Origin of the sequence: Geopsychrobacter electrodiphilus DSM 16401 (genome assembly GCF_000384395.1) — a bacterium.
In the GTDB taxonomy this organism is placed as follows: domain Bacteria; phylum Desulfobacterota; class Desulfuromonadia; order Desulfuromonadales; family Geopsychrobacteraceae; genus Geopsychrobacter; species Geopsychrobacter electrodiphilus.
Genome location: NZ_ARWE01000001.1, coordinates 3,076,542 through 3,089,904, shown reverse-complemented (window position 1 = coordinate 3,089,904; position 13,363 = coordinate 3,076,542). Strand labels below are relative to the sequence as shown.

Below are 13,363 nucleotides of genomic sequence, written 5' to 3'. Positions count from 1 at the left end.
AAATGAGAATAAAAACATCTCATGCCCGAAACACCTTCATCACTTCATCACCAAGGTGATTGATAACCTTCACGGCAATCCGTCCGGTCGAAGGTTTGCCGAAGGGACGCGATGTGTCGCTATTGAGTGTATCCCATGCATCTTGGTTGATTTCGGCCTTGAGGGTCGTTTTTAATGACTTATAGGGATCGTTTGCACCCAGGAAGTAGGCATGGCGGACGAAGAAGCTTTCTTCGTTGTAGTCGGTGTCGATGAACCAACATGCAATTCCGTCAGCTCCATCACTGCGGACTTCACCGGTGTTGGGATGGAAGACATCGACGCCGTTGACCTTGACTTGCACCTGACCGTCTTCAGCGTCGAGGATGTCAATATCCGGTTCACCGAAGATAACGAACAGGTTTCCCTTGCCGGTATTCTTTAGATCGTCAGCCATGTGCAGATCGGCATTCATTCTAGCCTTGAGAACTGGAATACGGCCGAGCTTGTCGAATTCAGAGGAATGAGCGTCGTAATTGAAGGCGCAGGAAATCAGCACGTCGAAACCGGCATCTCCCGCTTCACGGGCGGCAGCGACCAGGTCGGGTCGGGAGACGGTGCCAAACTCGGGTCCGATGAAGATAGCTGCGCGTTTTTCGCCACCGGCATCTTCAAACCGTCCGTCGGCGCAGACCAGATCGCCCGGCCAGGGGGTTAGCGCGGTAAAGGTGATCTTGTCTTCCTTGTGAGCCTGTTGCACCCCGGCGGTTTTCAGGTTTTCAAGAATCATCTGGACAAAGTCACGCTCCTCGCCATAGCCATCTTTGGCTTCAGCGACGGTATCGATCAGCTCGTCATCTGTGCCCACGCCCAGCACCCGGTGCGGCGACAGGCTTTCGACGGTAAACGGCCCGGCGACACGGACTTTCTTTTTGTCGTCATAGGGTTTGTCATAAAGATATTCATTATCAGCCTTGGCGGCGATGGAGTCATCGATTTCTTGCTGGCGGGCGATGCGCTGTTGCCACCAAGCGGCGTGCAGTTCCTTTATGGCCTCCGACCATTTGATATCGGCCGTACGGGGAATTTCCCATTCCGGCCAGTTCTTGCCCAGCGATTCATTCAACTGGTCGCGCAGCGGTTCGAGGGTTTCTTGAAACTTGTCCCAAATGACATCAATCTCAGTGTTGTTGGCAATTGATTTCAGGGTTATGTGTGGCACACGCTGATAAATAAAACCATGACGGATATTGCTATGGGTCGGCTGCGTGGAAGGCAGAGTCCGGGAGACTTCCGCTTCTTTCTGTTGTCCGTCAGAGCTGTCGGCCAGTAGGTAATAGGGATAACGCGCGCCCATGATCCGGGCACGAGCCAACGCCAGCGCCACTCGCGAAGTGTCAATCGTTATCCAGCGGCGACCCCATTGCTCTGCGACGGTGGCGGTGGTGCCGGAACCACAGGTCGGGTCAAGCACGAGGTCGCCGGGGTCACTGGCCATGAGAAGGCAGCGAGTGAGAATCTGAGGATTCGTCTCAACTACGTAACGCTTTTCGCTCGCATCAAATCCCCATCTCACGTCCGTCCATAAGTTAGAAATTGGAACTACGGGATAATCATCAAGGAAGCGAACGTATCGCAGGCTGTTCGTTCGCGACATGATCCGATCAGCGGCGATCAAACGTTTGAATCCGGTGGCATTCGTCTTCCAGCCACCGGGACCAGGCAAGAACTCTCGTCCGTTGAACTTGATCGAAACCCTTGTAGTCTCAGATCCAGATTGGGATGTCGTCGGAGAGGGGCCAAAGACCTTGAATTTTCGCTTCTCCTCATCTGTGGCGTGAGCTACGGACTTTCGGACATCGTTTCCTAACCACAGAAACTTATAGTCGTCTGCACCTGAACCTGGAGCACTAGGGTCCTTGCGAGTTTTCAACCCGCGATATTTGACTCGTGAGATATCGCGGGCATACCAGACAACATAGTCGGAGGTTGAAGCCAGAGTCGAGGAGGTCTGAGAACTGGTCTTCCAGACGGTAATTAGCGTCACGAAGTTCTCATCTCCAAATACCTCATCCATCACCGCCCGAACCCGATGCACATTCTCATCCCCAATCTGCACAAAGATGGAACCGGATTCAGTGAGAAGATCGCGGGCGACAGTGAGGCGGTCGCGAAGGTAGGTGAGGTAGCTGTGGATGCCGTCGCGCCAGGTATCCCGAAACGCCTTCACTTGTTCAGGCTCGCGAGTGATGTGGTCGACCTTGCCGTCCTTCACGTCACGGCTGGTGGTTGACCACTGGAAATTGGAGTTAAATTTAATACCGTAGGGCGGATCAAAGTAGATACACTGCACCTTTCCGCGTAGGCCCTCGCGCTCGGCCAGCGACGCCATCACCTGCAAGCTATCACCCAGAATCATGCGGTTGGCCCAATGAGCATCGTGCTGATAAAATTCGGTTTTGGCGGACTCATTGGGCAACCCGTTGAAATCAGCAAATAGGTCAAACTGAGACTCGTCAGCTTTTGTCTTGATCTTGGTGCGGAGCAGCAGGTCGTCGATCAACACCTTGGGGTGGACCTTCTCTTGGATGTAGAGCGGTGGCGCCTGCACCACCAGATCTGACCAATCCTTTTCATCCTTCCCACGCCAAACCAATTGTGGATCTAGGTCACAATTACGTCGTTCGTAAGCCACCTTGATCGGATTTTTATCCGCATCGTGCATGATCGACTGATGCTCAGCCGTCGGAATATTTTTTCGCGTGGCATCTTCATGCTTCAGCGTTTCAACAGATTTCATTGTAGGGTTTTTGGCCATTATGTTTGTCCTTATGCTTTCGACGTGCCGGTGGCGGCTTGGATCATTTTGTTGAATTCAGATTCGACCTTGGCTTCGAAGTCAGACTCGATCTGGTAAACTTCAGTAAACTCGGCAAATGCCCAACGGCCGTAGTTGCCCAGATTGTTCACACCTGGTACCCAGTAGGTCTCCATGGTCGACTTCTTCTCTTTGGCATCCTCACGCCGATACCCTTTGATCTCGACAATCAGATGCAGCAAGTCGTCATCCCCGTTGCCATCATCAATCTGCACGATGAAATCGGGGATATACTTACGCATCTCGGAACCGTAGCGGTACGGCACATCAAGTCCAAGACTGTGGTTCTTAACGTAGGCTTTGACTTTAGGATGACCTTCAGCGACGCGGCAGAATTCACCTTCCCAATCACTGTCGAGAATGACCCAGTTAATATGGCACCGGCGGGCATCGGTCTCCCAACGGTCTCTTTTAGAGGTATTGAAATTGACATGGCAGGTTGATCCGACAGGATTATAGGGATCAAGCACTGCCTTGATTGGATGTGTACCAACGTGTGCACGGGTAATCGCTGCGGTGATTCTTTCACAGGCCATGTCAGCAAGGGTTTTGTATTTGAGCTGTGCTGGATAGGTTCCCCCCTGACAGACCAGATGGTTATCTACCCATTGGCGAGCGATACGCTTCAATTGTCCAAAAAGTGAAAGCTGGGGCTCACCATTGGCGTCACGCCACTTAGTCAAAACCAGATGAGAGGTCAATTCATAAACGACCTGAGACGGCCTGACATCTCCGGTATGAACCAGATTCAGGTCAACGAACGCACCGATGATCCCTGAGCTACGAGTTTCAGTTGCACCAACCAGATCCGGAGTCAGAACCATGGTCGAATCATCGTTAAATGAAGCCGTCAGTCGCGTTTCGGGGAGTTCGGTTCTGTAACCCGCGACCCTGGGGAATTTGATTTCTAGTGCGTCACGCTCCGGCCGAATCGCCTTGACCTGGATTGTTTCGCGCGGAGGCTGAGGTGGTGAAACTACCGGCTTTGCCGTAAAGTCGAAGGGAATCCCCAGAACATCGGCATATTCTGTATTGAAGAGACCAGTATCCTCATTCAGTTCATAGGACTGCCGACGCAAAGCGCGACCAATGACTTGCTCGCACAATAGTTGAGTACCAAAGGCCCGAACCCCCAGAACGTGGGTTACTGTGTTGGCATCCCAGCCTTCGGTGAGCATGGAGACAGAAACGACACAACGGATCGACCCACCAAGTTGACCAGGCCTGCCGACCGTGTTCATGACTTCGCGCAGCAGATCCTGGTCGGTGATATTTTCTGCCTGACGGCGATCGCCAGTCCGTTCAATAATTTCACGACGAAACCGGTCAATCTCAAACGAAGCCATCTCACGGAAATTGTTATCAAGGGCATCTCCCGATTCAAGCTGCTCACTATCGATCAGCAAGGTATTTGGCCGAGCGAGAGGATTGCCATGTTCGTCAGTGTTGCGGAACAGGGGAAGACGACCGAATTCAAGCTGAACTGAACCATCCTTGTTTTGACGTTCAAAGCCGGAGATGTAATCGTAGACCAGCTTTGAGGTCGCGGTGTTATTACAGACAACGATAAAACAGGGTGGTACGTTGATACCCTCTTTCTGCCAAAGATCGAAAGTTTTTTCGTAATGTCCGTAGAGAGCTTGAAGGGCCGTTTGCAGTTGCGGTGGCAGATCCAGCGGATTCAGGGCATCTGCTTTGCCACGCCCCTTCTTCGGCATCTTCTTGCCAATATGCTCCCAAAGATTACGGAACATCGGCATCTCATCACCGGGTATATTGTCGGCAATCGGCACACGCGGCAGCTTGACGATGCCACACTCAATGGCGTCCATCAGCGAAAAGTCACTCATAGTCCAGGGGAAAAGTGTCCCCTCGGCGTAACCTGAGCCACTCAGGAAGAAGGGAGTCGCTGACAGATCAAGCACCTGCGAAAGCCCGAGCTTGCGGTTGACGATTTCAAGACCAGTGATCCAGAGTCTAGCTGCCTCGTTGTTCTTCTCGGCCTCCTTTTTCTCTTCGCCTTTCAGATCGTCATCTTCATGCAGCGGTTTCTCACGATAACAGTGATGGGCCTCATCATTGATCGCTAGGATATTTTTCAAACCCATCAAAGCAGGCATGACCCGCTGGAGCATCTGGCCTTCGGTTTCAAGCGTATTGAGCGCTTCGCCACGGCCCTGAAGTAGCGAACGACCGCCCTTTGACAGGTCGATACGCTCACGCAGCTTGAAGGAATGGTAGTTGGTGATGACGATTTTGGCACGGTCAAGATCACCAAGCATATCCTGCGGCACGATCTCACGACTCTGGTAGTAGCTGTTCGGATCGTTGGGGTGCAGAACGCGCAAACGGTCACGAATCGTGATGCCTGGGGCCACAATCAAAAAACCCCGCGTAAACTTTTTACTGTTGGGGCGACGAACGGCATTGATGGTCTGCCAAGCGATCACCATCGCCATAACCGTAGTCTTACCCGCCCCGGTCGCCAGCTTTAGCGCCAAGCGCATCAATTCGGGATTGGCGTCATGGTTTGCATTTGCCAGATGATCCAGGAAGCCCTTACCTGCTTTATCGGTAGGCGCCACTTCTGTGAGCCAGATGGCGGTTTCGACTGCCTCAACCTGACAGAAAAAGGGACGGATACCGTTAAATGGATGATGCCGCCAATGTTGAAGCAGACGAGCAGTTTCGGGCGTAACCTTCCAGTCGTTTGTATTGGGAAGTTTGCGCCACTTATCAACGTGGTGGCGTAACTCATTTATAATTGACGTCGGATCGTATTGCTGATCAGCAGTTGACATGGCCAAATCAGCAAGAAGATCTAATTGCGCTGCTGCACCCTTACGCTTCCGAGGTTTGGGAATCGGGGTAATGAATTCAGCACGACGACGCTTTTCAATGAGATTCTGGGTCGGCTGCCCCTGATCATCTAACTCCCAATGTTTTTTTGGATATTCATAGGGTGAATTCAGTATTGGCTTATCGAAAAATGGATTGTCCATTTTGGGCCTTCCCACTGGTAGCTGGGCGAAAAGTTAAATTGTTGAGTAGAGTGCTTATTAGCTATGCGTGAACAAAGGTATATTTGCGGAGGACAAAATCAGAGGTGATTTGGCAATCAAGCTAACCCTGAAGGCACAAAAAAAGCCGCAGTCCTGCTATGCAGAATAATGCGACCAATTAATAGATTTGCACCAACAAAATAATCATCCCGCCCCCTTAAAACAACAATCAAATTAATATCTTGCAAGATACTGATTTAATCCAGAAAGGTCAACCAAAAGCCCTCATTAACCTGATGCGGGTTCAGATCGGCCTTAGAATCAAACTGAACACCAGCAAGCATTTCGATATCGTCAAACGCAAAACGTTTGGTCAGTTCATGGGTATGATATTTGAGTTAATTTGTCAGTTGATTGCATCACATTCAATCAAGGTCGAAACAGGACACCAAAACAAGTATTTTGAACACGTCAATACTCTTTATAGAGCATCAGCATGTTACTAATCGCGCCGTTGTTAACAAATAAGGTACTGTCCATACTAATACCCAGGGGGGATTGCCGACCCTAATCGCGCAATATTAGTAACGTCAAATCTGGTTGGTAGTCGCGAAGACAAAGAGGGGCATCCATCATATTTACCTTGTGAATTTCATCAAAAAAAGCGCAATTCCATTTACTAGAAATTGCGCCTTTTAAATATAAGCACTCTTCGCACCGAAGATAATTCTTAGTGAAATTCGAGATCTTCCCTAAGAGGGGACTTGTCCCGCGTTGTCAAATATACCAGCTATGACACCATATACTGCTTATCATCTTTTACGTTTCAGGTAGTAAGCAATCTCTCGAATTTTTCGGATTTTTGCATAGAGTGCCGAAGTTATGGGAATGTTGAATTTCTTTGAAATTCGATTCGCCAGGCGTTCAATGTAAATTCGCTTCCTGGCTTGGACCATGGAACCATCCAGGTTCCGGTCAATTTTGTTGTTCAGGAAAATACTAAAAGCAAACTTTTCCCAAGGTAAAACTATTTTAGGATGCCGTGGAAGAACGGTACCGGTTCTATTCAATGCAGGATGGTTGTGACTCTTTAAAAACTGCGCGAATTTCCGCATAAAAGTCAGATCTGAAGTGACAATTGGCTGATTTGTCCCTCCATTGCTTCTCAAATACCAAACAATGTCTGAAGTGAGCTCAGCCAATAGTCCGATGTCTCTGATATTTCCTGGAATAGGTAAATCTTTCTCTAGATTAGGAAGAGTTTTGGTCGCAGTTTCAAGTTCGGTCGGGTCTAAACTAAATTTGACACCGAGGCTCTGATAAAACTCCGACGGGTTGGAAATCCTAAATATTTCTGCTTTTTTAAACATAACGAGATCCTTTCTTGTTTGAGTTACAAGAAATTGATCTCGATGTGAATATTTTTACCGACGGCAATTTTACTAACGGTTAAATTTATCGTCCAACTTCTAGCAATACCTGCAAATAATCGATCCGCTCGCGATATTTTTCAAGGTACTTTCCCGCCTCAATCTTTTTCTCTTTGCTACCATCTTCAACGAGTTTAATAGTGTTCGCGACCAGTTCAACTAAATCGAGATATTGATTTTGTAGACCGTTATAAATTTGCCCGACCTTTTTGACTTCATCGTGTGGCCGTATCCCAAGCTCATCGAGGATCTCAGTACGGAAAACATCATCTTCCCGGAGAAGTAGTAGCAAATTGGCCTTAGTTGTCTCCGTGAAGGTGTCTTGGTCAAGACCATCCCCAGTAAGTAGCCAATTCAAATCACAACCTGCCTTTCTTTTGAACCTGAGCAAAAACTCCAAGTCCGGCGCTCGTCGAGCATTTTCGATTCTGTTTAGTTTTGCAACGCTAACTCCAAGCAAAGACGCGAACGAAACTTGGGTCGACGATTCCGATGTTTCTCGGATCATACGAACTCTATTTCCTATATCCCTCAATTTTTCTTGAGTAATTTCATTTAGCTCGGGCATGTTGCCATTTTGGGCTTGTTTATTTTTTTTAATTATTGCCATTTTGGCCCACCTGTGTATAATCAGATTAGTTGCCAGATCGGACGTATTACCAATATGCCATATGCCGGAGATGATCACCATATGAATAATCAAGAAAGAAAAAAAGATCACATAAGGATTACATCAAAAGCTGGACGACTCCTGGAGGTTTTGAACCTCCCAGGTTTATTTTTGACCTCAAATCCCCTAAATCTAAACCCCAAAATCCCTTTCTCTCAAAAACGGGGTCAGATAGCCACTGAGGTTCACAATTTCTCCAGGGGTCGTTTTTCGCTGGCAGCAGATCAGATCCTGCCGAGCACCACCGAAAAATTTTATCGCCATCAAAAACTTAAGGTTCTCCACAGCGATTGCAATCATTACTCTTGGTCTTCAATAGCAGCAATAGAAAAATCCGGAGATAGATGCTGTGTTCACTGCTATGAGCCTACAGATTTTTCACAAATCGGTAACAAAAGAGAGATCCAAGACTATGTGCTCATCCGATCCCAACGCCTTGCATATTTCCATCACGTCAATGAAATTTGGGAGATAGATGATGTTTATTCCTTCCAATGCATATCTTGTGCAACTCCATTCGAGGCTCCTTTTAGTTGGTTTTTAAGGGACAGTGGGCCCAAATCAAATCAAACAAATGGGTGCCCTAGCTGTGAAGCAAAAATGAAAGAATTTATGGACAGGAATGGACAAATATAGTGAACCTTTAGACAGATATGCCACGCGTTCCCTCATGTTTCCTGCTGCCCCGATTTAATATTCTGACCGCCCCCTAAAATGCTCCTTTTTCAGTGGCGATATTCCTCACAGGCAAGAGACGAGTATTCGGAATTCAAAACCTGAATGGAAATGGGACATGGGACATATGTCCAATCGAGGTTTCCAAACCGGATGCAGAGCACTGAAGAATAAAACCCTGATGAGGAGTAATTATGCCCGCAGAAACCGTAGTGACATACGAAAAAGTCGTGGAAATAGCAGAACGAATCCATGCCGAAGGAAGCCGACCAACCGTCGATCTAATCATCGCAGAGATCGGTGGGAGAAGAGACTATGTACGAAGATTTTTGAAACAGTGGCGTGAAAAAAAGAAAGCGGAAGAACAGGCGCTAATCGATTCTGCGATTAATGAAAATCTCGCAAAAGCAATATTTAAGGATCGAGAAGAGTACATGCGAGCGCACACTTCGATTTTTCAGGTTGAAATCGACCAACTTGAAAACGATTGTTCTTCAATGGAACGAGGCCTTGCAGAACTTTACGCTGAAAACGAAGAGCTCCGTGCTTTGCTTCAAAAAGAACGCGAAGAGCATCACGCAACGGTCAAGAATGTTGAGCACTCTAAGGCAATTGCTGAAGGGGCATGGAAAGAAGCTCAACACCAGATTGAGATACTAAAAACGGATCTTGGGAATTCAAAAATTCAGATTGATAGAGCAACTAAACGCTTGTCCAGACAAGATCAGAACCTTGGACGCTACTCTTCCGAAGTCAAAACCGCACAATTGCAAGCCAAAAAACTTCAAGATCGGCTGGATGAGACCCTGGCCAAACTGAAGGATGCTCAAGCTAAGGGGGATGCCTTTGCCAAAACATCAGAACGACTTCAAGAGCAAAACGACGAACTGAACGCTCGCACGATGCAGACCCTGGCCGACCACATAACTGAAACCAATTTGCGAATTGAGGCTGAGAAACTGTGCACCATCGCAACCGAACGCTCTCTGGCGCTCCAGTCGGAACTTTCAGACTTACTTAAACCGAAAGCGGAGGAGACCCCTTCAGTTGAAAAGTCTTCGGCGAAGGTGAAGAGTAGATAGGTCTATATCCATTCTATGAAAAGTTGCTGGTTGGTTTTACCCTCCAGCAACCCTTCAAGGATATTGATGTCGATGATAGTGGAAATTCCTCAACTTCTATCCTGATCCGGTAACACTTCAGTAATACTAAATCACGGATTAGTAGTACCGCAGTAATACTCTAACCTATTGTAATCATTACGAATTGGCATGCAACGTGCTGAAGATGAACAGGAGCGTCATTAGGCGCATTACTCATTTTCCGGAGGAAAGAATCATGTCAATTTTTCACAAGGCAGTATGCAAGACCCCTGGTTGCAACATTTGGCTTACATCACCACTTAAAAAAAAGAAAAGTCCCTCAAAAGCAGTTGCTAACTGTCCCAAATGTGGTGGGGAGTTGGTTGTGTCCACTAAGTTCACAATACAATGGTACAAAATGAAAAATTCAGGAAAAACGACAAAAACCTTTGAAACCGAGATAGAGGCCCGAACTGTTCTTGCGAAAATTGAATTAGAAAAAAAGTTACAGAAACTTTACCCGGAACTTAATATCGACCCGCCAGCCCAGCATTTATCAGATAGGGCAGACGTCAGACGTGACAATCAGACTGACGGAAGCACCCCTTTCGATGAAATCGCTGTCGAGTTCCATCGTTTACATTCGACTGAAATCAAGGATATCAAGCGTGAAAAGACTATCGTCGATCATTTGATCCAATTTTATGGCAACAAACCCATAGGGGGAATTTTCAAGAAAGATCTTATGGCTTACCGGACCCACAGGGAGACTCAGACGGTCTTAGCCGGGAAAACCGAGGTCACGAAAAATGGAACTCTTTTCAAGCGAGTAAAAAAGCCTCGAAAAATAGCAGCATCGACCGTTGGCCGTGAACTTTCAGTAATGCGTCAAATCATCAATTTTGCATGGGAAAATAAATACGTCTACTATGGCCAGCCCATGGACCATCCGTTTTACGAGTACGGTTTGCCGGGGTCCCGGGAGGTTGATCATATAATTTCCGAAGAAGATCGAATGAAATTGTTCAGTTTTTTTTCTCCAGCCACGAAGCCATTTTTTGAATTTGTTTATGAGTCAGGGTGCAGGATAACTGAAGCGATGACGCTGACCTGGAAGCGTGTAGAGGGAATGAAAAAAATTGCCAAACTTAAGGACACAAAGACGAGCAAAGCAGATGGGGACGTCGAAACTCTTTTTCTATCGCCAATGGCCTGGGCAATTATTAATGCTCAGCCGAAGGTGTGCGAATACGTGTTTTACAACCCTTTTAGCGGGACGCGCTGGAAGAGCCTAGGTTCTGCATTTCGAAAAGCGGCCAGAAAAGCTGGACTTATTTTTGATGATGGCGACCTGAGGCCACATGACCTTCGTCACAATCTCCTGACCGAAGTTGCTGAAACCGAAGTGAGCGACTCAACTCTGATGGTGATCTCGCGGCATAAAGATGTCCGGAGCCTCCAGCGGTATGTGCACCGTCGCAAAGGGAAGGCTGCGGATAAAGCGTTTGAACTTCTTGTCGAATCGCGTAGGCAGAACATTGATGAGAATCTGGTCTCAAAAAAGTAGTAACTGCATAGTAACTGTACAGAAAGGGGTTAGCGAATTATCGCTAACCCCTTGATTTTATGGTGGAGCTGAGGGGGTACGATCCCCTGACCTACGCGTTGCGAACGCGTCGCTCTCCCAACTGAGCTACAGCCCCTTACCTTGATACTGCAGGTGTAAATTAACCAACCGATCTGACGCTGTCAATTGTCTGCGTCCGGGTTTTTGAAGCTGCGTCCTTTTAATCTCAGCGGGAGTGTCAGGGTGAAGCATGCGCCGTTTTGATGATTAACCGCTTTGAGTTCTCCCTGGTGGTGATCAATGATCCGTTGACAGATAGATAGTCCGAGGCCGGTTCCTTGCTTTCGGGTGGTGAAGAATGGGTTGAAGATGTTGGCCATGACCTCGGGAGGGATCCCTTCACCGGTGTCGTGGATTTCAAGCTGGATAGCATCTTCTCCGCGGATCCGGGTTTTTCGTGCGCGAATGGACAGCTGTCCTCCCTGGGGCATCGCCTGACGTGCGTTGCCGATCAGGTTGATTAAAACCTGTTCGATCTGTTCAGCATCCCCCTGCAAGGGGGGTAAGTCCGCCGCAAACTCTGTGGTGAGCTTGATATTGGCTTGAGTGAGTTTCTCGCTTTCAATCAATAATGATTGCTCGAGGATACGCTCCAGTCGGAACAGGGCTGGGGTCATTTCATCCTGTCGGGCGAAGGAGAGAATTTTGTCGAGCATTTTTTCGAGGCGCTCACTCTCTTCCTGAATAATGATCGCATAATTCAGTTCGCTGCTGTCCGCGGGAAGTTTTTTGCGCAGACGGCGTGCGAAGCCACCGACCGAAGCGAGAGGATTGCGCAGTTCATGCGCAATAGAGGCCGACATCTCGCCGATGGTTGCCATCTTTTCACGGTGAAGCAGGCGTTCCTGGGTTTCATGCAGACTGCGGTGTGCTGATTCCAAACGGCTGACTAATTGCGCATTGTCGAGGGCGATGCCGGCTTGTGCGGCGAAAAGTTCGAGAAAAAGCATGCGTTGGGCATCAATCTTTTCCATTGTGTCGTAGTTGTCCACTGCCAACACGCACAGGACCCGCTGTCGGGCGATCAGCGGAATGCAGGCATGGTCTTGCAGTGAAAGCGTTGGCGCCATATCGTCTGATTTATGTGGGCGCTCGATCTTGACTGCTTGCTGTCCCCGGACAACGCGCGCCAGACAACTGTCGGGATCATCGAGCGGTAAACGGAGTTGCATGATTCGCTGGGAAAAGTCGGTGTTTTTCTGTGCGCTCAGGACTTCGGCGGCGATCTGTAAGGGGTTGTTCTCCACCGGGAGGCCTTCGGGCAAGACCAGCTCGGAAGTCTCTCGCGTAACGCCCAATATCCCCTGCAGGCTGTTGCTTCGCTCATTGACCATGAAGAGCATTGCACGCTGAAAGGCCCCGCCCTGGGGGTGTACCAGCAGTGAGAGAATCAGGTGCATGAGCTCATCGGTAGCGAGGGTGCTATGGAGCAACTGGCTGATACGATAGAGCAGAGATATATCCTGGAGATTGCGGGCATCGGCTGCGGAGACACGCCGCAGGCGTTCGGTGGTCAGTTGCTGCTCGAGTGCCTGGGCGATTTGAAAACTGCAGGTCAAAAAAAGTTGCTGCTGCTCAAGGCGAAAAGGTGCTCGATTATCATCACTGCCACCGAAAAAACTGAGGGTGCCAAGGTGTCGGCCATGGATACTCAGTGGAACGCAGTAAAGGCAGGAGGGAAGATCTTTTTGCGGGCCAATCGGGGTAAGATTCTGACTGCGTCCGGTACGTTGAACCTGATCACTTATCTGTTGTTCCTGCTGAAGCAGAAACAACAGTTGGGCAGAGTCGGTGATTTGCGTGCGCAGAAAATAAGGTTTTTCGGAGATGGGGTCACTGAGTTTTGGGCGCAGGATAACCCCTGTCAATGCGGCGTGTTCCACAAAGACCGTCGGGATAATTTCACATAGACTAGTGAGGTCGGTTGCCGCGTTGATGGCTTGACCAAGGCGTGACAACAGGGTTAGCTGAGCGATCCGGCGGGATATTAGCTCCATGGGTTGTTATCACTTGGGGACGG

Annotated in this window: 8 protein-coding genes and 1 tRNA gene; 3 read left to right on the top strand and 6 right to left on the bottom strand. The window is 48.6% G+C overall.

All coding sequences use genetic code 11. The features are described 5' to 3' along the window. Nucleotides 1–19: 19 nt before the first annotated feature. The 4 genes from D888_RS0114630 to D888_RS21840 all read right to left on the bottom strand — a co-directional run bounded on the left by D888_RS0114630 (nt 20) and on the right by D888_RS21840 (nt 7,899). Nucleotides 20–2,797: a site-specific DNA-methyltransferase gene (locus tag D888_RS0114630; RefSeq protein WP_020677316.1), complete on the bottom strand. Its 2,778-nt coding sequence runs from the start codon at nt 2,795–2,797 to the stop codon at nt 20–22. 11 nt (nt 2,798–2,808) lie between these two features. Further along, nucleotides 2,809–5,859 (bottom strand): BPTD_3080 family restriction endonuclease, encoded by a 3,051-nt coding sequence (locus tag D888_RS0114625; RefSeq protein WP_020677315.1) that lies wholly within the window; start codon nt 5,857–5,859, stop codon nt 2,809–2,811. Between the two features lie 812 nt (nt 5,860–6,671). After that, nucleotides 6,672–7,229: a hypothetical protein gene (locus D888_RS0114615; RefSeq protein WP_020677313.1), complete on the bottom strand. Its 558-nt coding sequence runs from the start codon at nt 7,227–7,229 to the stop codon at nt 6,672–6,674. A gap of 85 nt (nt 7,230–7,314) precedes the next feature. Beyond that, entirely contained in the window at nt 7,315–7,899 is a 585-nt protein-coding gene (locus tag D888_RS21840; RefSeq protein WP_169513291.1) for a helix-turn-helix domain-containing protein, read from the bottom strand. 81 nt (nt 7,900–7,980) lie between these two features. Between D888_RS21840 and D888_RS24085 the strand changes: the two genes are divergently transcribed. From D888_RS24085 to D888_RS0114590, 3 genes are all read left to right on the top strand, one after another. Beyond that, the gene (locus D888_RS24085) at nt 7,981–8,595 is read left to right on the top strand and encodes a hypothetical protein (protein ID WP_156827021.1); all 615 of its coding nucleotides are present in this window, start codon (nt 7,981–7,983) and stop codon (nt 8,593–8,595) included. Nucleotides 8,596–8,828: 233 nt separating this feature from the next. Continuing rightward, nucleotides 8,829–9,716: a DNA-binding protein gene (locus D888_RS0114595; RefSeq protein ID WP_020677309.1), complete on the top strand. Its 888-nt coding sequence runs from the start codon at nt 8,829–8,831 to the stop codon at nt 9,714–9,716. A 256-nt stretch (nt 9,717–9,972) separates the two neighbouring features. Beyond that, a complete protein-coding gene (locus D888_RS0114590; RefSeq protein ID WP_020677308.1) occupies nt 9,973–11,283 on the top strand; it encodes a tyrosine-type recombinase/integrase in 1,311 nt (436 codons plus the stop codon). Between the two features lie 60 nt (nt 11,284–11,343). Here D888_RS0114590 and D888_RS0114585 read toward each other — a convergent pair. After that, a tRNA-Ala gene (locus D888_RS0114585) sits at nt 11,344–11,419 on the bottom strand. 46 nt (nt 11,420–11,465) lie between these two features. Beyond that, complete coding sequence (locus D888_RS0114580) at nt 11,466–13,340, bottom strand: sensor histidine kinase (RefSeq protein ID WP_083928875.1); 1,875 nt, start codon at nt 13,338–13,340, stop codon at nt 11,466–11,468. Between the last annotated feature and the right edge of the window lie 23 nt (nt 13,341–13,363).